The 24,790-nt window shown below is 40.8% G+C and carries 21 protein-coding genes and 1 other RNA gene; 19 read left to right on the top strand and 3 right to left on the bottom strand.

Annotation, left to right across the window (positions count from 1 at the left end; all coding sequences use genetic code 11):
• Positions 1 to 69 precede the first annotated feature (69 nt).
• A complete protein-coding gene (locus SM121_RS09425) occupies positions 70 to 621 on the top strand; it encodes a GNAT family N-acetyltransferase (RefSeq protein ID WP_049482873.1) in 552 nt (183 codons plus the stop codon).
• A gap of 67 nt (positions 622 to 688) precedes the next feature.
• The gene (gene pepC, locus SM121_RS09420; protein WP_320910900.1) at positions 689 to 2,023 is read left to right on the top strand and encodes an aminopeptidase C; all 1,335 of its coding nucleotides are present in this window, start codon (positions 689 to 691) and stop codon (positions 2,021 to 2,023) included.
• A gap of 177 nt (positions 2,024 to 2,200) precedes the next feature.
• Here the strand turns inward: pepC and pbp1a are convergent, their stop codons facing one another.
• The gene (gene pbp1a, locus SM121_RS09415; protein ID WP_320910899.1) at positions 2,201 to 4,324 is read right to left on the bottom strand and encodes a penicillin-binding protein PBP1A; all 2,124 of its coding nucleotides are present in this window, start codon (positions 4,322 to 4,324) and stop codon (positions 2,201 to 2,203) included.
• On the bottom strand, positions 4,325 to 4,918 hold the full coding sequence (gene recU / locus SM121_RS09410; protein ID WP_151379202.1) for a Holliday junction resolvase RecU: 594 nt from the start codon (positions 4,916 to 4,918) through the stop codon (positions 4,325 to 4,327).
• A gap of 64 nt (positions 4,919 to 4,982) precedes the next feature.
• On the opposite strand from recU, the gene SM121_RS09405 reads away from it, so the two are divergent.
• The 5 genes from SM121_RS09405 (at position 4,983) to SM121_RS09385 (ending at position 8,948) form a co-directional block, all read left to right on the top strand.
• Positions 4,983 to 5,510 carry a DUF1273 domain-containing protein gene (locus SM121_RS09405; protein ID WP_003012619.1) on the top strand — a complete coding sequence of 176 codons (528 nt, stop codon included), beginning with the start codon at positions 4,983 to 4,985 and terminating at the stop codon, positions 5,508 to 5,510.
• A 69-nt stretch (positions 5,511 to 5,579) separates the two neighbouring features.
• Positions 5,580 to 5,921, top strand: coding sequence for a cell division regulator GpsB (gene gpsB / locus SM121_RS09400; protein WP_003003917.1), 342 nt, complete (start codon positions 5,580 to 5,582; stop codon positions 5,919 to 5,921).
• A gap of 16 nt (positions 5,922 to 5,937) precedes the next feature.
• Positions 5,938 to 6,303, top strand: an RNA gene (rnpB, locus tag SM121_RS09395) — RNase P RNA component class B.
• A 66-nt stretch (positions 6,304 to 6,369) separates the two neighbouring features.
• Positions 6,370 to 7,527: a THUMP domain-containing class I SAM-dependent RNA methyltransferase gene (locus SM121_RS09390; RefSeq protein ID WP_003003842.1), complete on the top strand. Its 1,158-nt coding sequence runs from the start codon at positions 6,370 to 6,372 to the stop codon at positions 7,525 to 7,527.
• An 11-nt stretch (positions 7,528 to 7,538) separates the two neighbouring features.
• A complete protein-coding gene (locus SM121_RS09385) occupies positions 7,539 to 8,948 on the top strand; it encodes a cell division site-positioning protein MapZ family protein (RefSeq protein WP_320910898.1) in 1,410 nt (469 codons plus the stop codon).
• Positions 8,949 to 9,177: 229 nt separating this feature from the next.
• On the opposite strand, the gene SM121_RS09380 is transcribed toward SM121_RS09385, so the two are convergent.
• Positions 9,178 to 9,660: an S-ribosylhomocysteine lyase gene (locus SM121_RS09380; protein ID WP_003012574.1), complete on the bottom strand. Its 483-nt coding sequence runs from the start codon at positions 9,658 to 9,660 to the stop codon at positions 9,178 to 9,180.
• Positions 9,661 to 9,893: 233 nt separating this feature from the next.
• Here SM121_RS09380 and SM121_RS09375 point away from each other — a divergent pair, with 233 nt between their 5' ends.
• From SM121_RS09375 to SM121_RS09320, 12 genes are all read left to right on the top strand, one after another.
• A complete protein-coding gene (locus SM121_RS09375; protein WP_003012653.1) occupies positions 9,894 to 11,501 on the top strand; it encodes a ribonuclease Y in 1,608 nt (535 codons plus the stop codon).
• A gap of 106 nt (positions 11,502 to 11,607) precedes the next feature.
• Positions 11,608 to 12,240 (top strand): guanylate kinase, encoded by a 633-nt coding sequence (gmk, locus tag SM121_RS09370; protein WP_155127827.1) that lies wholly within the window; start codon positions 11,608 to 11,610, stop codon positions 12,238 to 12,240.
• Between the two features lie 25 nt (positions 12,241 to 12,265).
• Positions 12,266 to 12,580 carry a DNA-directed RNA polymerase subunit omega gene (gene rpoZ / locus SM121_RS09365; protein ID WP_320910897.1) on the top strand — a complete coding sequence of 105 codons (315 nt, stop codon included), beginning with the start codon at positions 12,266 to 12,268 and terminating at the stop codon, positions 12,578 to 12,580.
• A gap of 63 nt (positions 12,581 to 12,643) precedes the next feature.
• Positions 12,644 to 15,052 (top strand): primosomal protein N', encoded by a 2,409-nt coding sequence (locus SM121_RS09360; RefSeq protein ID WP_407073053.1) that lies wholly within the window; start codon positions 12,644 to 12,646, stop codon positions 15,050 to 15,052.
• An 11-nt stretch (positions 15,053 to 15,063) separates the two neighbouring features.
• The gene (gene fmt / locus SM121_RS09355) at positions 15,064 to 15,999 is read left to right on the top strand and encodes a methionyl-tRNA formyltransferase (protein WP_155173209.1); all 936 of its coding nucleotides are present in this window, start codon (positions 15,064 to 15,066) and stop codon (positions 15,997 to 15,999) included.
• Complete coding sequence (rsmB, locus tag SM121_RS09350; RefSeq protein WP_155127835.1) at positions 15,989 to 17,302, top strand: 16S rRNA (cytosine(967)-C(5))-methyltransferase RsmB; 1,314 nt, start codon at positions 15,989 to 15,991, stop codon at positions 17,300 to 17,302. Before fmt ends, rsmB begins: the two co-directional genes overlap by 11 nt.
• Before the next feature lie 21 nt (positions 17,303 to 17,323).
• Positions 17,324 to 18,064 carry a Stp1/IreP family PP2C-type Ser/Thr phosphatase gene (locus SM121_RS09345; RefSeq protein WP_003012553.1) on the top strand — a complete coding sequence of 247 codons (741 nt, stop codon included), beginning with the start codon at positions 17,324 to 17,326 and terminating at the stop codon, positions 18,062 to 18,064.
• On the top strand, positions 18,061 to 19,920 hold the full coding sequence (gene pknB, locus SM121_RS09340; RefSeq protein WP_155127841.1) for a Stk1 family PASTA domain-containing Ser/Thr kinase: 1,860 nt from the start codon (positions 18,061 to 18,063) through the stop codon (positions 19,918 to 19,920). The genes SM121_RS09345 and pknB overlap by 4 nt, the downstream gene beginning before the upstream one ends.
• Positions 19,921 to 20,426: 506 nt before the next feature.
• Entirely contained in the window at positions 20,427 to 22,265 is a 1,839-nt protein-coding gene (locus SM121_RS09335; protein ID WP_320910895.1) for a CAP domain-containing protein, read from the top strand.
• Between the two features lie 175 nt (positions 22,266 to 22,440).
• The gene (gene liaF, locus SM121_RS09330; protein WP_155173215.1) at positions 22,441 to 23,136 is read left to right on the top strand and encodes a cell wall-active antibiotics response protein LiaF; all 696 of its coding nucleotides are present in this window, start codon (positions 22,441 to 22,443) and stop codon (positions 23,134 to 23,136) included.
• Positions 23,133 to 24,149 carry a sensor histidine kinase gene (locus SM121_RS09325; RefSeq protein WP_151379196.1) on the top strand — a complete coding sequence of 339 codons (1,017 nt, stop codon included), beginning with the start codon at positions 23,133 to 23,135 and terminating at the stop codon, positions 24,147 to 24,149. The genes liaF and SM121_RS09325 overlap by 4 nt, the downstream gene beginning before the upstream one ends.
• A complete protein-coding gene (locus tag SM121_RS09320) occupies positions 24,146 to 24,778 on the top strand; it encodes a response regulator transcription factor (protein ID WP_155127850.1) in 633 nt (210 codons plus the stop codon). The genes SM121_RS09325 and SM121_RS09320 overlap by 4 nt, the downstream gene beginning before the upstream one ends.
• The last annotated feature ends 12 nt before the right edge of the window (positions 24,779 to 24,790 follow it).

The following is a 24,790-nucleotide window of genomic DNA, read 5'->3' as shown; positions in this document are numbered from 1 at the left end:
CTTTTCTTCTAGATTAAAGTAACCAACTTGCAACGTTCAAGTTGCATGAAAAATGAAGAGAGACAATCTATGAATCATCTTGGAAGTCTTGTCATAGAGACAGAGCATTTATACTTGAGGCCTTTCGTTTTGGAGGATGCACCAGCGATGTTTGAAAATTGGGCTTCTGATCCTGAAACCCTGAACTATGTCACCTGGGATGCCCATGCATCTACTGAGAGAACCAGAGAATCGATCAAAAGATGGATCGAACAGTATCTTAAACCAGATACTTATAAATGGGCGCTCTGTTTGAAAACATCACCGGAACAGGTAATTGGAGATATTAGTGTGGTTTCTCAAGACCAGGAAAGTCAATCATGCGAGCTAGGTTATATCCTTGGCAAGAAATTCTGGGGGCAGGGATTCATGACAGAAGCCGTCATAGCTGTTTTGGATTTCTTATTGAACAAAGTTGGATTTAAAGAAATCAAAGCCACTTATGTCAGTTTAAATCCTGGCTCAGGGAAAGTCATGGAAAAGGCAGGAATGCAGTATGTAGAAACCATCCCTCATGCCATTCAACGCAAAGGATATTGCGGAGATAAAATCATCTATTCTAAACAGAATCCCTCTCTATAGGGTGATTTTTACTTGAAGATTCTGCTCAAAGGATTATAATAGTAAATAACGAAAAAAGGAGATTGCTATGTCAGAATTAACGAAAGAATTTACAGACCAGCTCTATGCTAATTATGAAGCAAATGTGAAATATGCGGCTCTTGAAAATGCTGTTACCCACAATGGGATCCATGCATCGCTTGAAACGCGCAAGAGTGCAGTAGAAAATACACCAGTTTTTTCACTTGATTTGACCAAGGATAAGGTGACAAACCAAAAAGCATCTGGGCGTTGTTGGATGTTTGCGGCTTTAAATACCTTCCGTCACAAGATGATTTCAAGCTTCCAATTGGAGGATTTTGAATTGTCTCAAGCACATACTTTCTTTTGGGATAAGTATGAAAAATCAAACTGGTTTTTGGAGCAAGTGATTGCTACAGCAGACCAAGAATTGACCAGCCGTAAGGTGGCTTTTCTCCTACAAACCCCACAACAAGATGGCGGTCAATGGGATATGGTGGTATCCCTCTTTGAGAAATACGGAGTGGTTCCAAAATCAGTTTATCCAGAATCGATTTCTTCAAGCAATAGCCGGGAATTGAACACCTACCTCAATAAACTCTTGCGTCAAGATGCGCAAATCTTGCGTGATTTGATTCACTCAGGCGCAGATAGTGAGGCAGTTGCGAGCAAGAAACAAGCGTTGTTGCAAGAAATCTTTAACTTCTTGGCTATGTCTTTAGGATTGCCTCCGCGTGAATTTGACTTTTCATACCGTGATAAGGACAACCAATTCCATAGCGAAAGTGACTTAACTCCACAAAGCTTCTACAAAAAATATGTAGACCTTCAATTAGACGATTATGTCTCTATTATCAATGCCCCAACTACAGATAAGCCATATGGAAAATCATACACCGTTGAGATGTTGGGCAATGTTGTAGGTAGCCGTTCAGTTCGCTACCTAAATGTTCCAATGGATCGTTTGAAAGAATTAGCCATTGCTCAAATGAAAGCAGGAGAAACTGTCTGGTTTGGTTCAGATGTAGGTCAAGTCAGCAACCGCAAAGCAGGAATCCTGGCAACCGATGTCTACGACTTTGAAGCGGGTATGGATATTCATTTAACACAAGACAAAGCCGGTCGCTTGGACTATGCTGAAAGTCTAATGACACACGCTATGGTCTTGACAGGGGTTGATTTAGACGAAGCTGGTCAGTCTCGTAAATGGAAGGTTGAAAATTCATGGGGGGACAAGGTCGGTACAGATGGTTACTTTGTGGCTTCTGATGCATGGATGGATGAATATACCTACCAAATTGTAGTTCGTAAAGAATTCTTAACCTCAGACGAATTAGCAGCCTATGAAGCAGAACCAATTGTCCTAGCACCGTGGGATCCAATGGGAGCTTTAGCAAAATAATGATATAGAAAAGAGCCGAAAGGCTCTTTTCTTATATACTCAAAAATAAAAAAGCTGGAATGTCTAACTAAATAAATCAGATTTATTAGTGTTGTTTTTAAAACAAGAACAGAAGGTTCTGATGTTTCAATCATTGTTTTAAAAAAGCCGGGTGAAAAGCCCGACTTCTCCATTATATTATTCGTTATGATTGTTAGAGTCTTGTGAAGAAGACTCTGATGGTTTAGATGAATTTTCTTCGTTCGAAGAGTTAGATGAAGGTTCCTCATATGAATACTGATCTGTGGGATAACTCGGTTCATAGTAGTAGTTATTGTTGTTGTTGTTGTTCTTACCATTGTTTAAGTAGAGATAAGAACCACTTCGATAAAGCCCACTTGGTTGTGTCCAATCTGTATGCCCAGAATTATTGTTATTAGCCAGATAGAGCATCATTTGACGATAAACATCTGTTGCTACCTGAATTCCGTTGTCTAATACCGGAGTCAAGCGATTTGAATAACCCGTCCAGACGGCCATAGCATATTCAGGTGTGTATCCTACGAATAACTCATCCGGAGCTACGATACTTGAATAACTTGAATTTTTAGTTAGTTTACTTAACTCATTATCGGAGTAGTTTGACGTACCAGTCTTACCAGCTTGATAGACTCCTGAAATAGCTGCATTTGTACCAGTACCAGCCATGAGGACTGTCTTCATCATATCTGTCATCATGTAGGCAGTTGTTGCTTTCATCGCGCGGGTTCCTTCCGAATCAAAATCTTTAGTAGTTCCATCGCTAAAGATAACCCGACTGACATATTTCGGTTTGTAATAGGTACCACCATTCGCAAAAGCAGCATAGGCAGCAGCCATTTTTTCACTGCTAGCTCCGTATTTATTGCTTGAATCGCTAGTATTACTTGAGATAGCGTTAGCGTATACCATTTTTGGATAATCGATTCCCAGTCCATTTAGGAATTTCTTAGCCTTTTTAAGACCGACTTTTTCGAGAGCCTTCACTGCTGGAACGTTCCTAGATTGTTGGATTGCATAAGTCATGGTAATGCTACCGTAGTAGAAACGGTCCCAGTTGTAAACTGGTGTTGAGGAATGAGGGAAATTGTAAGGTGCATCTGTAATGGTTGCTGCAGTAGAAGTATATTCCTCATGTTCAAGAGCTGGTGCGTAATCTGTGATTGGCTTCATTGTAGAGCCCCAGTCACGGTTGGTCTCAACCGCTTGGTTAGTACCAAAGGAAACATTGCTAGATTGGTGACGAGATCCTAATTGTGCAATGACTTTCCCAGTATTGACATCGATAACTGTAGAAGCTACTTGCAATTCATCATCAGGATAGTTGACATATTCATCTGTATTGTAGATGTCCCACAATTTCTTTTGCGCTTCGGTGTCAACGTTTGTATAAACATCCATCCCAGTTGTCAACAAATTGTAGCCGGTCTCTTCTTCAATCTGCTTAATCACTTCTTTCAGGTAATTATCCATATATGGTGGATAACTACTTGAAGAACTAAGACTTTGAAGACCATCTGTAACAGGCGTATTGACCGCTGCTTCGTATTGTTTGTTAGAAATGGTCTTCATATCGAGCATTTCTTTTAATACTAAGTTTCGGCGTTGTTGCGCTGCTTCAGGATGGGAGTATGGATCGTATTGGTTTGGTGCTTGGGGCATCCCCGCAAGGAGTGCCAATTGAGGGAGCGAAAGATCTTTTAGATCTTTTCCGTAATAACTTTTCGCGGCTGTCTGCATTCCGTAATTCCCATTCGCCATAAATACTTTATTGACGTAATAGGTCAAGATTTCTTGTTTGGTTGCTTTCTTTTCTAGTTGAGTTGCTAACCAAGCTTCTTGGATCTTACGAGAGAGGGTACGGTCGGAGGCCGAAGTGGAGAAATAGGTTAACTTGATCAATTGTTGCGTCAAGGTTGACCCACCTTGACTTCCTCCACGCAAGTTGTGAAGGAAGGAACCGCCGATCCGAATGATGTCGACCCCACGGTGATTGAAGAAACGGTGGTCTTCAATCGCCACGATAGCATTGACCAAATCAGTAGGGATTTCATTTGCTGAGGCGTTGATTCGTTTCTCAGACCCCAAATCTGCGATCAAGTTATTTTGGTTGTCATAGATCTTACTAGATGTTGTTGCAACCAAATCCCTTTCAGATAAGGTTGGCGCTTTCATGGCATAGTAGCCAAATATCAGTCCACAAAGGACAAATAAAAGTAAGAAAAATGAAATGGCTGCGATGGCAACATATTTCAACCACTGAATGACTGTTTGTTTGTTCATTTAAATACCGCCTAGAAGTTTCTGTTCGATAATTTCAAGATAAGGAACACTCGGAAGTCGATTCTTATCTACTAGAAAACCGTGCTCCTGAATATAGGAGAGAGGCATAGATTTACTACCATGATCGATGTTGTAATAGTGAATTAATGCAGGAGCAGGAAGTAAGTAGGTTTCGCTTAACTTTGCAAAATGCAAGAGAACGAAACAGATACCGCCTTGATGGACAACCGCCTCCATATGATCGATCTGATGTTGATGAAAATTTTTCATCGGCATAGACTGCTTTTGCTGTGTTTCCTTAGCTTCAAAATCGATATAGCGTCCCTTGTATACTCCAGAATAGTCCGTCGTTGAGGCTTGCCTGAAATAGGCTTCAACAATCTTTGCCCGACTGCGACGTGGATAATCCACTTTCACGATTTGAATCGGTGTTGGTTTTTTATGGATGACTGCCAGACCTCGAGAAAGATAGTATTGATTGCTTTCATTGATCATTTTTTCAAATGTCATCCCACGATTCGCAAAGTCGACTGGATGTTTCCTTTGTGTAGAGACCAAGGTTTTTTGGGCTACTTTATGTGGATAGTTGACCATAGTTCTCCTTATTGGTACAATTACATCACTCTATTATATCATAAATTAGAATAATGAGGAAAAAATGAATACCATACTTGTTGCAGGTTATAAGAGTTTTGATGTGGGAGTCTTTTCCAATAAAGACCCTCGACTGACCATTATCAAAAAAGCCATTGAAAGAGATCTTCGTCGTTTATTTGAAGAAGGAGTGAAATGGCTAGTCTTTTCTGGTAATTTGGGATTTGAGGCTTGGGTATTAGAGGTCGCCTTTGCATTAAAAAAAGATTACGATTTTCAAATGGCGACGATCTTCCTATTTGAGAATGTTGGCGAAAATTGGAATGAAAGCAATCAGGAATTATTAGCACGCTTCAAACAGGTGGATTTCGTGAAATATGCCTATCCTCACTATAGCAATCCGGGTCAACTAAAAGAATACAATCAGTTTTTGATAGATAACGCGGATGGAGCTTATGTTTTTTATGATCCAGAAAATGAAACCAATTTAAAATATCTTTACAAAATGATGTTAGAAAAAGAACCATTTTATGTCAAACAATTAAGTTTTGATGATTTAAATGAACTTGCCGAAAATTTTTACGAAAACTAAGTGTTATACCTTGATTTTTCTTACCATTTTTTTATATAATTGTGATGATGAACTAGATTGGAGAGACTAATGGCAAGTATTATTTTTACTGCGAAAGATATTTTTGATCAAGATTTCAAACGAGAAGTTCGTGGTTATAACAAAGATGAAGTAAATGAATTTTTGGATGATGTTATAAAAGACTATGAAACCTATGCTGCTTTGGTGAAGGAATTGCGTGAAGAAAACGCTCGCCTTCGTGAAGAACTTGCCCAAAAAGCAGAAGAAACACCACAAACATCTCCGATTGCTAGTACAGCTACGCAAGAATTCCCACAAGTGACAACAGCTACGAACTTTGATATTCTCAAACGACTCAATCGTTTGGAAAAAGAAGTTTTTGGGAAACAGATCGTAGATCGCGATTATTAATCCTTTAGATCGTGCAATTTTTGGATAATCGCGTGAGAGGATGCTCTCATGAGGAAAGTCCATGCTAGCACAGGCTGTGATGCCTGTAGTGTTTGTGCTAGGTGAATCCATAAGCCTAGGGACTTGGTATTCAAGTTACGGCGAGTGAAGGAGCTAAGTCTGAAGATAGGCTCTAGTAGCTCTGAAAGTGCCACAGTGACGTAGTTTTTAGGGAAACCTAAAAAGTGGAACGCGGTAAACCCCTCAAGCTAGCAACCCAAACTTTGGTCGGGGCATGGAATGCGTGGAAACGAACATAGCATTCTGACTGGAAACAGTAGACAGATGATTATCGAAGGAAATGGTACCTAGTCATTTCTGGAACAAAACATGGCTTATAGAAAATTGCATATAGGTTGATGAGGTGGAGAGAGATCTCAACCTCCTTTTTTAAAGTGATAGGAATAAGATGAAAATACAATTTGAATTGATTGCAACGGCCGCTGCTGGTATAGAGGCTGTTGTTGGTCGAGAACTACGCGATCTTGGCTACGATTGCCAGGTTGAAAATGGACGGGTTCGATTTCAAGGAGACCGTCGAGCAATCATAGAGACCAATCTCTGGTTGCGCGCGGCTGATCGAGTGAAAATTGTGGTTGGGAGTTTTCCGGCCAAAACTTTTGAAGAACTCTTTCAAGGTGTCTTTGCTTTGGATTGGGAAAACTATTTGCCTTTGGGAGCACGTTTTCCTATTTCTAAGGCTAAATGTGTCAAATCAAAACTTCATAATGAACCTAGCGTTCAGGCCATTTCGAAAAAAGCAGTTGTTAAAAAGTTACAAAAACACTATGCCCGACCAGAAGGTGTTCCTCTAATGGAAAATGGGGCAGAGTTCAAGATCGAAGTATCGATCCTTAAAGACCAAGCAACCGTCCTGATTGACACTACTGGCAGTAGCCTTTTCAAACGTGGCTATCGGACCGAAAAAGGGGGAGCCCCTATTAAGGAAAATATGGCGGCAGCAATCCTTTTGCTGTCAAACTGGTATCCAGATAAGCCCTTGATTGACCCCACATGTGGTTCTGGTACGTTTTGTATTGAGGCAGCGATGATTGCTAGAAAGATGGCACCTGGTTTGCGTCGGACCTTTTCTTTTGAAGAATGGAACTGGATGGATGATCGCTTGATTCATGAAGTCCGTCAAGAAGCAAGCAGAAAAATCAATCGTGAGATCGAATTGGATATTATGGGAACCGATATCGATGCACGGATGGTTGAGATTGCCAAAGAAAATGCTCAGAAAGCGGGCGTTAGCAGTGACATTACTTTCAAACAAATGCGAGTTCAAGATCTTCATTCAGATAAAATCAATGGGGTAATTATCTCCAACCCTCCATATGGAGAACGCTTATCAGATGATGAAGGTGTGTCAAAATTGTATACTGAAATGGGGCAAGTATTTGCACCTCTCAAAACATGGAGTAAATTTATCCTAACCAGTGATGAAGGTTTTGAATCTAAATTCGGTAGTAAAGCAGATAAAAAACGAAAACTTTATAACGGAACCCTTAAAGTTGATCTCTACCAATATTTTGGGGAACGTGTAAAACGGCAGATAAAGGCATAGAAAGGATTTTTATGACAGAGAAGGATAGAAAGCCATTAGAGCAAGAAACAGAATCAATTTTAGATTTTAAAGATGCTAAAGAGATGACGATTGGGCAGGCCAATCGAAAGGCAGAAGAAATTGAAGCAGGTGTAACGGAAGGTGATAATGTCTTAGACAAATATATCAAACAACACCAAGCAGAAATAGAAGCAGAAAAATATGATACAAAGATTTTGGCCAAAGAAGAATTGGCTAAAGCTGAGGAGTTGGCTGCTTCAGAAACAGTTGCTGAAGCAGTGGAGGCGCCGGAAGTAACGGAAACGGTCTTGAAACAAAGACCTGAAATGGATGCTATCTCAACAGAATTACCAGCTAAGATTAAATTTGGACCCACACCAACCGAACCAATTGTAGAAGCAGAGGACCTTCCTGAGGAAACACCAAGCAATGCGGGTAAACGAATCAAAGCGGTTTTATACTCTACATTAGGTCTTGCGATTGTCGGTTCGGCCATTTTTGTAACCTATAACTGGATGCATAGTCGTGGAACATCTGGTGGTACAACAGTTGTATCATCTTCATCTAGCAAGTCATCTTCTACTTCTAAATCAAGCAGCAGTGAAACACAGGCTCAAAAACTTGAAGAGTTTACCAAAGCTTACGATGCCTTTTTTGTAGACGAATCGAAAAGTAGTCTTAAAAATGATAAATTCGGAGACTTGGAAAATCTGAAGAAACTGCTGGACAAATTGGAAGGAAGCAGTGATTATAATGCAGCTAGAACAAAATATGAAGACCTTGTGAAGCAAGTTTCTGCCATTCAAAAAGTGAATTCTCAATTTAGTTCTCCAGTCATCAAAGATGGAGTTCTTGATGCAAATGCCAAAGTAAAAAGTGATGCGACGTTTGCAGAAACAAAGACAGGTAATGACAAATTAGATAGCTTATTGAATGAGGCGGTTGCGCAAGGACGTTCACAACAAGTTGCGACACCGGCACCAGTGACAGGAACAGGTGGTACAGATACTTCTAATGCAACTCCAGCTCAAGCAGCAACGCCTACGGCCCCAGCTGTCAATGCTGTTACAGGTAGTGCAGGAACTGCAAGTCCAGGCTATTCAGGGTACGGTCTTCCGAGCGATGGTGTTCCACTTCAGAGAAACCTAAGCCGTGTTCCGTATAACCAAGTAGCTATCAATGATGTCAATAACCCAGCTTGGGTGTTTGGTGATGGTATTCTTGAAAAAGTATTGAACATTGCTCGTAAACGTGGACATATCACTGGCAATCAATACATTTTAGAGCGTGTCAATATCATTAATGGTAATGGCTATTACAACCTCTTCAAACCAGATGGAACCTATCTCTTTAGTATCAATGCCAAGACTGGTTATTTCGTAGGAAACGGAAAAGGTCATTCAGATGCTCTGGATTATTAATGCTTGATCAGACATCTCCTTTCCGGGAAAAATGACAATAAAAAAGAGAGTGGGACAGAAATCGGTAATTCGTTAGAATTCGATTTCGTCGTCCCACCTCCGCACAGTTGAGTAGGGCTGTAAAAGCTGATGAAATCAGCGTAGTAGAGCCCACTCAACCACTGCGTCTTGCTCGACAATCCAAAAATAATTGAGAGGCTAGGACTTTTGTCCCAGCCTCTTTTTCGTCTTAAACAAGATGACGTTCAAACGGATCGTCCGAAATTCCTTGATCTAGAATCAGGCGACACCATTCTTTGGCTGAGAAGAGGCTGTGATCCTTGTAATTTCCACAAGACTCAATGGTTGTGCCTGGAACATCCTCCCAAGTGCTGACAGATGCAATTTCTTCTAAAGAATCTTTGATTACTTTAGCAATTTCCGTACTCGAATGTTGTCCCCACATGATCATATGAAAACCGGTGCGACATCCAAATGGGGAACAATCAATCATACCATCGATGCGTTTGCGAATGAGCATCGCAAGAAGATGCTCGATCGTGTGAAGTCCTGCCGTTGGAATCGCATTTTCATTGGGCTGCACCAGACGAATATCAAAATTGGAGATGATGTCTCCTTTGGATCCAGTTTCCTCACCAATCAAGCGTACATAGGGAGCCTTCACAGCTGTGTGGTCCAATTCAAAACTTTCAACAATTACTTCTTTTGTCATACTCAAATCCTTCTTTGTTTTTCTTGATTATAGCATAAAAAGCAGATTCAACAAAGTGGAAATAGATGAATTTCTCACAGGTGTTCCATGAAAGAAACGTGGATAAAAGAATAAGGGTCAAGCAAAAATATAAAAGGTTTTTCCTGTTTTTTTAGATTGTTAATTTTAGTAATTTATGGTAAAATGTAAAAGAATTTTTAATTCAACTAATTAAATAGATTTGGGGTAAAAGCATGAATTTGTTTATTACAGGTGTTTTTGCCGCGGTCATTGGTTTAGTCATTGGATATGTGGGAACTGCTCTTAAAATGAAAGCTTCAAAAGAAGCAGCGGAACTCACCCTTTTGAATGCTGAACAAGAAGCAACGAATTTACGTGGACAGGCTGAACGTGAAGCCGATTTAATTTTAAAAGAGGCGAAGCATGAGTCAAGTTCACTTAAAAAAGAAGCACTTTTGGAGGCAAAGGAAGAAGCCAGAAAATATCGTGAAGAGGTCGATGCTGAGTTTAAGTCAGAACGACAAGAATTGAAGCAATTGGAAAACCGTTTGGCAGAACGTGCTAGCAATCTTGATCGCAAAGACGATATTTTAACAAGCAAAGAACAGTCTCTTGAACACAAAGAGCAAAGTCTTACAGATAGAACTAAACACATTGATACGCGTGAACAACAGCTGGAAGAGCTTGAACACAAGAAAGTAGAAGAACTGGAACGTGTCGCTGCTCTAAGTCAAGGAGAAGCGCGTGACATTATTTTGAATCAGACGGAAGAGCAACTTTCAAAAGAAATTGCATCGCGGATTCGTGAAGCAGAACTGGAAGTGAAAGAACGTTCTGATAAAATTGCAAAAGACATTCTCGTGCAAGCCATGCAGCGAATGGCTGGTGATTTTGTTGCTGAGCAAACAAACTCAACGGTTCATTTGCCAGATGATAGTATGAAAGGGCGCATCATCGGTCGTGAAGGGCGCAATATTCGTACCTTTGAGAGCTTGACAGGTGTCGATGTGATTATCGATGATACGCCAGAGGTGGTTACCTTGTCAGGGTTTGATCCGATTCGTCGTGAAATTGCCCGTATGACAATGGAGAGCCTTCTCAAAGATGGTCGCATCCATCCAGCCCGCATCGAAGAGCTGGTTGAGAAGAACCGTCAGGAAATTGACAATCGTATTCGTGAATACGGTGAGGCTGCTGCCTATGAAATCGGTGCACCAAACCTCCATCCAGATTTGATGAAAATCATGGGACGGTTGCAATTCCGTACTTCTTATGGTCAAAACGTTTTGCGTCACTCCATTGAAGTTGCCAAACTTTCTGGTATTATTGCTAGCGAGTTGGGTGAAAATGCTACTTTGGCACGACGTGCAGGATTCTTACATGATATCGGTAAAGCGATTGACCGTGAAGTGGAAGGAAGCCACGTCGAGATTGGGACAGAATTGGCACGGAAGTACAAGGAGCATCCAGTGGTTGTCAATACCATTGCTAGTCACCATGGTGACGTGGAACCAGAAAGTGTCATCGCAGTTATTGTCGCTGCAGCAGATGCCTTGAGTGCTGCTCGACCTGGAGCACGAAGTGAGTCACTTGAAAGCTACATCAAACGCTTGCAAGATCTTGAAGAAATTGCAAATAGTTTTGAAGGAGTTAAGACAAGTTTCGCCCTTCAAGCGGGTCGTGAAATCCGTATTATGGTTAGCCCTGAGGCAATCAAGGATGATAAAGTGACGATCTTGGCTCATGATATTCGTGAGAAGATCGAGTCCAATCTTGAATATCCTGGAAACATTAAGGTTACCGTTATTCGAGAATTGCGTGCAGTAGATTACGCAAAATAAACGAAAAGCTTGAGATCTAGCATCTCAAGCTTTTTGAATGAAAAAATCAGTTGAAAATTAGGCCGATTTTTGTTACACTAGATAGAAAGACATTGAAGGAGAAATCATGGCGGATCGTGGCTTATTAATCGTATTTTCTGGCCCTTCGGGGGTTGGAAAAGGAACGGTCAGACGAGAAATTTTTGAAAACTCGGAGAATCAGTTTCAGTATTCTGTATCGATGACGACGCGTTCACAACGTCCAGGTGAAGAGGATGGTGTCGACTATTTTTTCCGTACACGTGAAGAATTTGAAGATTTGATCCGTCAAGGGCAAATGTTGGAGTACGCTGAGTACGTTGGAAATTACTACGGGACTCCTTTAACCTATGTGAATGAAACCTTGGACAAAGGAATCGATGTATTCCTTGAAATTGAAGTTCAGGGTGCACTTCAAGTAAAGAAGAAAGTTCCAGATGCAGTTTTTATTTTCTTAACTCCGCCTGATTTGGATGAATTGCAGGATCGATTAGTGGGTCGCGGGACAGATAGTGCAGAAGTTATTGCGCAACGGATTGAAAAAGCAAAAGAAGAAATCGCCATGATGCGTGAATATGACTACGCCATTGTGAACGACGAGGTTCCTCTTGCTGCTGAGCGTGTCAAACGTGTGATCGAAGCAGAGCATTTCCGTGTAGACCGTGTCATTGGCCATTATCTGGATATGTTACCAAAAACACAAACTATTGTGAAGAGATAAATAATTAGAAATTAGGTATAGGAATATGATGTTAAAACCTTCTATTGATACATTGCTTGACAAAGTACCATCAAAATATTCATTGGTCATTCTTGAGGCAAAACGGGCCCACGAATTGGAAAGTGGTGCAGTACCAACTCAAGAATTCCAATCAGTTAAATCAACATTACAAGCGCTTGAAGAAATCGAGTCTGGAAACGTAGTTGTTCACCCGGATCCAGAAGCAAAACGTGAAGTGCTTCGTCGTCGGATTGAAGCAGAGCGGATTCGCAAAGAAGAAGAAGAGCGCAAAATTAAGGAACAAATTGCCAAAGAAAAAGAAGATGGTGAAAAAATTTAAGGTTGGGGCTTCTCAATCTTATTTTTTGCTATTTAAAGGGTTCCGTGATAAAGTAAAGCTCATATGATAGAGGCTGGAGGTGAAAAAGTGATAGCAAAAGTCATCGTAGATGTCCCATTGATGCAGACAGATAAACCCTATTCTTATCAGATTCCATTAGAATTTGAGGATATGGTGGAGGCAGGTATGCGAGTTCATGTCCCCTTTGGTAAAGGGAATCGCCTCATTCAAGGGATTGTGGTAGATGTTTTAGAAGAGGCAGACACAAGCGAGGAATTAAAAGCGATTGTGGAGGTCTTGGATTACACTCCGGTCTTAAATCAAGAGCAGTTCTGGTTGGCAGATCAATTACGAAAAAGTGTTTTTTCTTATAAGATCACGATTTTAAAAACCATGCTTCCTTCTCTCCTCAATTCGAGTTATGATAAGATTTTGTATCCTCAACCTTCTTTAGATCCAACTCTCAAAGTGAAACTTTTTGGTGAAAAAAATGAAGTTTCTTTTTCTTCTCTAGATGCGGCCGATCAAGCCCAAGTGATGCGGTTGGTCAGAAAAGGAGATTTGGTACTTGAATACAAGGCCAAGGATAGGAAACAAATTAAAACAGAAAAATGGTATCGCGTTAACCAGGAAGGATTAAAAGAACTTCAACCATCAGGAAGAGCTAAAAAAAGGCTAGCATTGAAAGAGCGCCTGTTACTAGAGCAAGGGGAGCAACCCTTAGCAGGATTGTATCAGGATTTTTCACGAGAAGTGGTAGCTTATTTTATCGAACAGGGTGTTTTAGAAATTACAGAACGAGAAGTGAATCGGGCGGCTGCATATTATGAAGGCAAAGAACAGACCCAGGCTCTGCTTTTAAATTCAGAGCAAGCAAAAGCTGTCGAAACAGTAGTTTCTCAAATTGGGAAAACATCAAAACCTTTTTTACTAGAAGGTGTGACTGGAAGTGGGAAAACAGAAGTTTATCTGCAGATTATTCAAGAAGTTCTAAATAAGGGGAAAACGGCTATTATGTTGGTTCCTGAGATTTCCCTGACGCCACAGATGACGGATCGTTTTATCTCGCGTTTTGGCCAGGAAGTAGCTATTCTGCACTCGGGCTTATCAAATGGTGAGAAGTATGATCAATGGCGAAAAGTTGAACGTGGGGAGGCCAAGGTAGTCGTTGGAGCGCGCTCAGCCATCTTTGCCCCTTTAAAAAACATCGGAGCCATCATCATTGATGAGGAGCATGAGGCTTCCTACAAACAAGATAGTAATCCACGCTACCACGCAAGGGAAGTCGCAGTCCTAAGGGCTCAGTACAATCAAGCAGTCTTGCTTCTTGGATCTGCTACACCAAGTTTAGAATCGCGGGCTCGTGCAACAAAAGGGGTTTATGAATTAATTCGTCTAACCCAGCGGGCCAATCCGGCAGCCAAAATTCCAGAAGTTAAAGTCGTTGATTTCCGTGATTATGTTGGCCAAAATGAAGCTGGTAACTTCACTCCGGTTCTAGTGGAAGCTATTGCTGATCGCTTGCAGAAAAAAGAGCAGGTTGTCTTGATGTTGAACCGCCGTGGTTATTCCAGTTTTGTCATGTGTCGCGAGTGTGGAACTGTAGATACTTGTCCCAATTGTGATATCTCACTGACCCTCCACATGGATACTAAAACTATGAACTGTCATTATTGTGGCTATAGCAAAGCAATTCCTCGACACTGTCCAAATTGCCAAAGTCCTTCCATTCGTTATTACGGGACAGGAACACAAAAAGCCTATTATGAATTACAAGAGATCTTTCCTGAAGCTAAAATTCTGCGCATGGATGTGGATACCACCCGAAAAAAAGGGAGCCACGCAGCGATATTAGATGCTTTCGGGAATGGAGAAGCGGATATTTTGTTAGGGACGCAAATGATTGCGAAGGGCTTGGATTTTCCAAATGTGACATTAGTGGGTGTCTTGAATGCGGATACTTCTTTAAATTTACCGGATTATCGATCCTCAGAGAGAACCTTTCAACTCTTGACTCAGGTGGCAGGAAGGGCCGGACGAGCAGAGAAAGAAGGAGAGGTTATCATTCAGAGTTACAACCCCAATCATTATGCGATTCGATTTGCCAAAGACCAAGATTATGAAGGCTTTTTTGCCTATGAAATGCAGATTCGCCGGCAGCTGGGCTATACGCCTTATTACTTCACAGTTGGGTTAACCCTATCCCATAAGAGTGAGGAAATTGTGATGGAGAAGTCACATCAGGTCATGGAAATTCTCCGATCAGGCTTATCTGATCAGGTCCAAATCTTAGGACCAACACCTAAACCAATTGCACGTACACATAATTTGTATCATTATCAAATCATTGTGAAATATCGTTTCGAAGAAGGCATGACTCAGGTCTTGAATCAAATCTTAGAATTTACGCAAGAAAGAGGCAACCAAGATCTCCGTGTCAGTATTGATAATGAACCTCAAAGTTTTATGTAAGGAAGAAAGAAATGACAAAATTAATATTTATGGGAACGCCTGATTTTTCAGCGACGGTTTTAAAGGGATTGTTAGCAGATTCGCGCTATGAAATTTTGGCAGTTGTGACGCAACCAGACCGCAAAGTAGGTCGCAAAAAAGAGATTCGAATGACCCCGGTGAAGCAGGTAGCTTTGGAACATCAACTACCAGTTCTTCAGCCGGAGAAGTTATCGGGTAGTCCAGAAATGGAAACTCTCTTATCACTAGATGCAGATGGAATTGTGACCGCTGCTTTTGGACAATTTTTACCGACAAAATTGTTGGAGAACTTCCAATTTGCGGTGAATGTCCACGCGTCTTTATTGCCTAAATATAGAGGTGGAGCTCCCATTCACTATGCCCTGATCAATGGTGATGAAGAAGCTGGGGTTACAATTATGGAAATGGTCAAGGAAATGGATGCCGGAGACATGATTGCAGCTCGTTCTCTCCCAATTTTAGATGAGGACAATGTGGGAACTTTGTTTGAAAAATTGGCTGTCCTTGGACGTGACTTACTCCTAGATACTTTGCCAGCTTACCTGGCAGGGGAGATCAAGCCAAGTCCACAAGATCCAAGTTTGGTCACATTTTCACCGAATATTTTACCGGAAGAAGAGGTTTTGGACTGGACCAAAACCAATCGCCAAGTCTTTAACCAGATCCGGGGGATGAATCCTTGGCCGGTTGCTCATACGTTATTAAATGGTCAGCGCTTTAAAGTTTATGAAGCAGAGCTATGCGAAGGAAATGGAAATCCAGGAGAAGTGATTGCTTTGACCAAAAAAGAGTTGGTGGTCGCTGCAGGAGAAGGCGCGCTGTCCCTCAAAGTTGTGCAGCCGGCAGGAAAACCAAAAATGTCCATCACAGACTTTTTGAATGGCGCTGGCCGTCAATTGAAAGAAGGAGATCACTTTGGAAGTTAAACAAATGAATGCGCGTGAACAGATCGTTCGAGTGCTAGAAGAGGTTTTTGAGCAGGGAGCTTATTCTAATATTGCCCTAAATCAAGCGTTAGAACACTCTCAACTTTCAGATAAAGATAGAAGCTTTGTTACGGAAGTTGTATACGGTACTGTAGCACGAAAGATAACACTCGAGTGGTATCTCGCCCACGTGATTGAAGACCGGACGAAATTAGATCCTTGGCTCTATTATCTTTTGATGATGAGTTTGTATCAACTTGTCTATTTAGACCGCATTCCCGATCATGCCATCGTCAATGAAGCTGTCCAGATAGCAAAATGTCGTAAAGAAGGCAGTGAGAAGTTTGTCAATGCTATTCTTAGAAAGCTCCTCCGCGAGGGGCTACCAGCTGTTGATACGATCAAGCGAAAGAACAAACGTTATTCGGTAGAGTATTCCCTACCTGTATGGTTGGTCAAAGCATTGATCGAAGAATACGGTGAAGAACGTGCTTGCGCTATTTTTAAGAGTCTCTATCAGCGTAATAAATCCAGTATTCGTGTGATTGATCTGGACGAAAAAGAAGAGTTAGCTCAGCTGCTCGAAGCAACCTCCTCTCTACTTTCTTCGTCCGCTCTCGTGAAAGAGCAGGGACATTTTGCAGGACACTCCTTGTTTAAAGAAGGGCGCATTACTATTCAAGACGAGTCCAGCCAATTGGTGGCACCGGCTTTGGATTTGCAAGGAGATGAGTGGGTTTTAGATGCCTGTGCGGCGCCAGGTGGAAAGACGACCCACCTGGCTTCTTATCTCACAACTGGGAAAGTCACAGCCTTGGATCTCTATGACCATAAGCTCAAATTGATTCAAGAAAATGCTAATCGGCTCCATGTTGCGGACAAAATTTTGACAAAGAAGCTAGATGCGACAAAAGTCTTTGAAACATTTGGACCTGATGCTTTCGATAAAATTTTGGTGGATGCGCCTTGTTCAGGGATTGGTTTGATACGGAGAAAGCCTGATATCAAGTACAATAAAGAGAGTGCAGATTTTGTATCTTTACAAGCCATTCAATTGGCCATTCTGGATAGTGTTTGTCAAAGTGTGCGTAAAGGTGGTATAATAGTGTACAGTACGTGTACAATTATGGGCAAAGAGAATTTTGAAGTGGTGGACCAATTTTTGAAAAAACATCCAAATTTCGAACAAGTCCCATTGGATCACGAAAGAAAAGATATTCTTAAAAATGATTGTATCCTTATTACACCCGAATTATATGGAAGCGACGGCTTCTTTATCAGTCGTTTTAAGAGAATTTCATAATATCAGGAGGAAACTGACAGTATGGATATGACGATCTTAACCGATGTAGGTCAAAGACGGACAAATAACCAAGACTATGCAAATCAATATAAAAACAAGGCAGGAAAATCTATGGTTTTCCTTGCTGATGGTATGGGAGGACACCGTGCCGGAAATATTGCTAGTGAAATGGCAGTCACAGATCTAGGTGCGGCCTGGGTTTCTTCTGAGATCGAGACGGTCAATCAAGTACGGGAATGGTTTGCAGAACATTTAGAAGCTGTGAATCGTCGGATTCATTTGGCTGGGCAAGATGATGAGCACAAAGGAATGGGAACGACACTAGAAGCCTTGGCTTTTGTAGAAGGACAAGTGATTTATGCCCACGTTGGGGATTCACGGATTGGCCTCATTCGTCAGGGCGAATACCAGCAGTTGACCAGTGACCATTCTCTTGTAAATGCTCTTTTGCGAGCTGGTCAAATTACAGAGGAAGAAGCTGCCCATCATCCTCAACGTAACATCATCACTCAGTCCATTGGTCAAAAAGATGAGTTGGAGCCGGATTATGGTTTGGTGACGGTTGAAGCAGATGATTATATTTTGATCAATAGTGACGGTTTAACCAATATGATTGGCCCGGATGAAATCAGAGATATTGTCTTGAGTGATGTTTCACTGGAAGAAAAAGCTCAAACCTTGATTCGTTTTGCCAATAATGCTGGAGGCTTGGATAATATCACTGTTGTACTGCTCCACTTTACTGAGGAGGACGCAGCATGATTCAAATCGGCAAAATTTTTGCCGGGCGATATAAAATCATCCAACAAATTGGACGCGGCGGGATGGCAGATGTTTATCTTGCGCGTGATTTGATTTTAGATGGGGAAGAAGTTGCAGTCAAGGTACTGCGTACGAATTACCAGACGGATCCCATTGCAGTTGCGCGTTTTCAGCGTGAAGCAAAGGCGATGGCAGAGCTGGACCATCCAAATATCGTTCGGATTACAGACATTGGCGAAGAAGAAGGACAACAATACCTTGCAATGGAATATGTTGCAGGTTTAGACTTGAAACGCTATATCAAAGAAAATGCTCCTTTATCAAATGAAGAAGCTGTTCGTTTGATGGGGCAGATCCTTCTAGCTATGCGTCTTGCCCATACGCGTGGCATTATCCATAGAGATTTAAAACCACAGAATGTCCTCTTGACACCAGATGGAACAGCAAAAGTTTCAGACTTTGGGATTGCAGTGGCCTTCGCAGAGACTAGCTTGACCCAGACCAACTCGATGTTGGGGTCGGTTCATTATTTGTCCCCTGAGCAGGCGCGTGGTTCAAAAGCTACGGTGCAAAGTGACATCTACGCTATGGGGATCATTTTCTATGAGATGTTGACAGGACACATTCCTTATGATGGAGATAGTGCAGTCACAATTGCTTTGCAGCATTTTCAAAAGCCACTCCCATCTATTCGTGAAGAAAATAAGAATGTTCCACAAGCTTTAGAAAATGTGGTGATCAAAGCGACAGCTAAAAAACTGACGGATCGCTATAAATCAGTGGCAGAGATGTATGTGGATCTTTCAAGTTGCTTGTCCTATGAGAGAAGAAATGAGAAAAAACTGGTTTTTGAAGACCAAGCGAAAGCTGATACAAAGACTCTTCCAAAAGTGAGTCCAACTCCAAAGACAGCTCCTGTTCCAATCTCTGAGGTACGCAGTGAAATCAGTTCAGTAGATCCTAATCGACCATTATCTGATCAGCAGACAATGACGCCAAGTAAAAAGCCAAGAAGACGCTTGCGAGCGAGATACAAGGTCTTGTTTGTTGCCATTGCCCTAGTTCTTACAGCCTTTACTTTCTTGTTGTATATGAGCCCAGCCAATAAAACCGTTCCAGATGTTTCCGGCAAAACCATTGCCGAAGCTAGAGCGGTTATTGAGGGACAAGACCTTCAAGTTGGTGAAGAGAAAGAAGAGTACAGTGATTCGGTGGCAGAAGGTTACGTCATTCGAACCAATCCAAATGCAGGGGCCCAAAAGAAAGAACAAAGTCGAATTGATTTGATTGTTTCAAAAGGGCCAAACAGCTTTGAAATGCCAAATTACGTGGGTGAAACACGGGCAACAGCAGAAGAAGATCTGAAAAATACTTATAAGGTATCAAGCAAAATGATCACGATTGAAGAAGTTGAGACCTTCGATTATGCTGCAGGGACAGTTCTTGAACAAACCCCAGCTTCAGGAGAGCAATATTCTCTGAATTCAAAAACCAAGATTGTTTTGAAAGTAGCGAAAGAAACGACTTCAATTGAAATGCCAAACTATGTTGGATCAACTTATGATTTTGCTAGAAGTAATTTGATTGAGATCTATGGTATTAAAGAAGCCAATATCGAATTAAGAAAAACGGAACATCTCCCTGATGGGGTATTTGTTTCTGCAGGTCAAATTGTCAGCCAAACTCCAGAAGTCTCGAGTACGGTGGATATTAACCGAACACGAATTGTTTTAACGGTATATGAGCCTAAAGTGACGGCTTCTTCAAGCACGAAAGCCTCTTCAAGTTCAGAGACATCTAGTTCGTCCTCTGCGGAACGATCCGATACAGAAAGTTCTAGCAGTAGTGAGCAATAGTGCAACAGGTGTGGGTTTAAAAATACAAAAAGACTCAGATGGATTTTCTGAGTCTTTTTGTATTTTTTATTGCTATGTCGTAATTTTTTTATTTCCCTGTTGAGGGAAAAACTTTAAGACCACTACAAGATACTATTTTTCTAAGTTTGAATAGATTGTGCGAACCCCTTCACAAACAAGGGGTTTCAAGATCGGTAAAATAAAATAGTCAATTAAACATAAGATGATTTGAAATTGAAAATAGATTGAATATCAAATTATTTGCCTTCGATTTAGGCCCATGCTATAATTTGCATGAAAGGAAATCAAAGAGTAAAAATGTCGTTTAGACCTGCTTTGATAGGAAATTGGTTAATGAATAGATTTTTTCTACTAGTTGAATAGGCCTTGAAACTAGTGGAGATAAATATCGTGAACTAAGATATAGGGAGGCAGAATGACTTTTGAAATATGTGCACATAGTTGATGTATCTTTCGCCTATACTTTCCCAATGGAGATTAGTTAAATGGACAGAAAATATAGAGTGGTTAGTCGAGCAATCCTAGCAACAGCTATGATTGTTCCGGCATTTATAGCAACAAAAGTAGCTGCAGAAAATCGAGGATGGAATACCTCCTCTTATCGTTCAAACTATTATAACTATGCTTACAATAACTGGAATGGTTATAATGGTTATAATCCATGGACCTATAGTTATGGCTATGGATATCCAAATTGGAACTATTATTATGGTTATAACTATGGTTATCCTAGCTGGAACAATTATTATGGCTATAACTATGGTTATCCTAGCTGGAATAATTATTATGGCTATAATGGTTGGAACTATGGCTATTCCTTAGAAAATGATGAAAACTACATTTATTGGAATGGCAATCATTATTATCGGATGAGTGATGGAACTTACCGGATCTACCGCAATGGTGAGTGGAAACCTCTAACTAATCGGAATAACTCTACTAATAACCTTGCCAATGACCCTCATTATTTGTATGAAAATGGCTACCATTATTATGTATTGGATAACGGGGATTATTACTATTATAAAAATGGTAAATGGGTATTTGTGAAGAATTCAACGGAAAATCCTTCTACTCCTGATCCAGTCCCAACACCGACTCCGGATCCAACTCCAACACCTGAAGAACCAAATCCAACCGATAAACCAGATCAACCTGATACACCATCAGATCCTTCTGATTTTGATAACATTGATAGTCTAGTATTCCCAGAAAATCCTCCATTTGTAGGAGCAGATGGAGAGTTTGATCCTTTCGCACCAACCCCAGAAAATCCAAGTGAACCGAAGCCAGAGGAACCGGTTCAACCTGAAGTCCCAGGAAATGATGGTTTGGTATCATCGGATCAGCCTAGTGAAAACCAAATTCCTCCATACGTTGAGACACCAGCAGAAGGATTAGAACATCTTCCATGGGCTCCGAATGGACGTGCGCCTAAAGTAGTCTACCCTCCTGGTAAACCTGGCTCAGTAGCCCTTCGTGGAGATAAGAACTACTACTTTGATGGTTCAAGTCACTATTACTATGTTCCATCTGATACAGAAGCAACTGGTTACTCTGCTTATTGGAAATGGAACGGAGACAAATGGAAACTTTATGGAATGACAGATCCGAAAGATCCTGAGATCGATCCAAAATTCCACGAAGATGCCAAAGATGATGAATATGCTTATAGCGATCGTGACTCAAGCGTGAAGCTCTACTCTACAAATCTTATAGAAACAGCTAAAGCAGGTCAAGCTCTTCCATTTAAGAATGTGGATGAATTTAAGGACTATGTCATTAAGAAAATGAATCCTAAATTTATTGACAATGCTGGCTGGGATGCCAAAGTAGAATGGGAAATCGAGGACCCAGAACTCTTTGAGCAATCTAAAGAAAACCCATGGGCTAAAGACTATGTTTTAATCGCTGACTTGAAGAGTGGAGTAGATGACAAGAACTACAAAGATGTTGAGTTTGGCTATGTGAAATTCGTTTATCGTGTAGAAGCGACAGACAATACAAACTATATCGAGTTAGATAAAGCGAAAGAAGCTTTTGCTAAGATTAACGAATTGCGAAAAGCACAAGGCTTAAAAGAATTGACTTGGTCAGATGATGTCTACAACTCACGTGCCTTACCAAAAGCCCATACTATTTCACGTCAGTACGATAGCACAGGTTTTGTAGCTCGTCGTGAAGACAATGCAACAACGGTTGCAACGAAATGGTATAACAGTGGATTGAGAGAATTAATGCTCGATCCAAATGCCACAGAAGGTGCAGTAGCAGCAGTCATCAATGGCGACGGTAACTATTACTGGGCATTCATGTATAAATAATGCCTCTATACAACCGTTATCGGAAAGAACTTATTTAATAACAATTCATTCCGATACCAAGGACACCCAAAGGATTTCTATCTTTTGGGTGTTTTTTTGCTCTTCGTATTATCCAACCACAGACGGAAGTCAAATGAGGAAAAATTTGATAAAATAGGAAAAGATGAGGTAGACTATGTGGAAAATACAAATTTTTATTTTCGTTGAAGCCGTTTTGTTAACATTAGCAGCGATCACCATTTTATCAATCGATTTTTCCAGATTTGTTGTCTTGATGGTTCTCTTTTTGCTCCTTTTGTATTACTATTTTGGCAAACAAAAAGCGAATTTTCTATTAATCGCGCTGAGTGTGCTCTTGTTTTTTATCGTGATGCTGAATCCTTTTGTGATTGCAGCCATTTTATTTGCGGTGGTTTATGGTTTATTAATTGCCTACCCTTATATGTATAAGGAAAATGAATCCGTTGTGTTTGATGTTGAAGAGGATACGAAAATTCGTCAGGAAAAAACTCGATGGATTGGTGATTTACAACATTTTTCAAAGCAAAGTCGAGGGTATCGAGATCTGAATGTGATCCGAGTTTTTGGAAATGACACCCTCCATTTAGAGGAGGTAGCCATTTGCAATTGGGACAATGTGGTGATCATCCGGAAAGGTTTTGGTAATACAAAAATTATCTTACCGATTGATTTAGAGTTGCATTTACAAATTAACACTCTGTATGGAGATCTGAAGTTTTTGGATCTTCCTGTCCGTAAAATGAGGAATGAAACCATAGATATTGAAACGGCACATTATCGGAGATCGCACCGTTCTATAAAAATTGTGTTAGTTGGTATTGTTGGGGATGTTGAGGTGATTCGCGCATGAAGAAATTAGACTATCTCCTATTGTACTTCTATTCCCTAATGGTGGTTGCGGTCATTTGTCATACCATTTTCCATTTTGTTGGTTTTCAGTGGGGCAAACTTCTCTCAGATATTTCCTTGCTTCAATCATTCCTATTTTTGGTTTTTAGTCTGACGCTTGCATTGACGGCTTTGGTTGTCTTAATTATCAAAATCACGCAATTTGTAACGGTCCATGCAGTACAACAAAAGGTAGAATCTATCCTGACTGCTTCACAGCGAAAAGAAATTGCCCCAAAAGAATTGAATCAACAGTTAGATTTATTGGACAGCAAATTGCTTCGACTAGAAGAAAATTTACAAAAAAGTGAAAATCGTGTGATGCGAAATGAGGAAGAAATTGTGGAAATCGAGCGTAAGAGAATTGCGCGTGATCTACATGACACGGTTAGTCAAGAATTGTTTGCAGCCAATATGATTTTATCTGGAGTGGCAGCCCAGGCCCTTGAGTTAGAGAAAAGTCAGATCCAGCAGCAACTCAATGGTGTGTCAGATATTCTAGGGACAGCCCAAAATGATTTGCGCGTCTTGCTACTACATCTTCGTCCTACAGAATTGGAAGGAAAAAGTTTGGTAGAAGGGATGGAGATGATTTTTAGAGAATTGAAGGAAAAGAGTAACCTAACAGTCGTCTTCAAACACAATGAAGTGAGCATTCCAAAAGATATGGAAGAACATCTATTTCGGATTGTCCAAGAGATTGTTAGCAATACCTTGAAACACGCTAGAGCTCAACAAATGGATGTCTTCTTGCATCAGGAAGGAAAACAACTTCATTTACGGATGGTAGATGATGGAATCGGCTTTGAGCAGGAAAAATTAGAACGATTGAGTTATGGGTTGAAAAATATTCAAGAACGTGTAGAGGACATGGCGGGAACCATTAAAATAAGAACGAGTCCTCAAAAGGGAGTGGCTGTGGATATTCGCGTTCCCCTCCTTGTAAAAGATAAAAATGAAAAGGAAACTGTATGAAAGTATTATTAGTAGACGACCATGAAATGGTCCGGTTGGGATTGAAAAGCTTTTTGTCCATGCAAACCGATATTGAGCAAGTCTTAGAGGCGAAAAATGGGCAAGAAGGGGTGGAGTTGGCGTTGAAAGAAAGACCAGACGTCATCATCATGGATATTGTGATGCCAGAGCTAAATGGAATCGATGCGACTCTAGCCATCCTAAAAGAGTGGCCGGAAGCTAAAATTGTCATTTTGACGTCTTATTTAGATAACGAAAAGATTTATCCTGTCTTAGATGCCGGTGCAAAAGGGTATATTTTAAAGACCTCGTCAGCAACTGAGATCTTACAGGCTGTCCGAAAGGTTGCAAAGGGAGAATTTGCGATTGAGACAGAAGTTAGTCGAAAAGTTGAGTCTCGAAAGAACCATGCTGAATTGCATGATGATTTGACAGCTAGAGAACGAGATATTCTGGCTTTATTGACGAAGGGATATGAAAATCAACGAATAGCAGATGAACTCTTTATTTCTTTAAAAACAGTGAAGACCCATGTCTCCAACATCTTATCCAAATTGGAAGTCAGTGATCGGACGCAAGCAGTCGTCTATGCCTTTCGACACCATCTGGTGAATCAAGAAGATTTTTAAAAGGAAACATGC

It is taken from the genome of Streptococcus sp. S1 (genome assembly GCF_034137685.1).
GTDB classification, from domain to species: Bacteria; Bacillota; Bacilli; order Lactobacillales; family Streptococcaceae; genus Streptococcus; species Streptococcus dentalis.
This window is presented reverse-complemented; position numbering and strand designations above follow the sequence as displayed.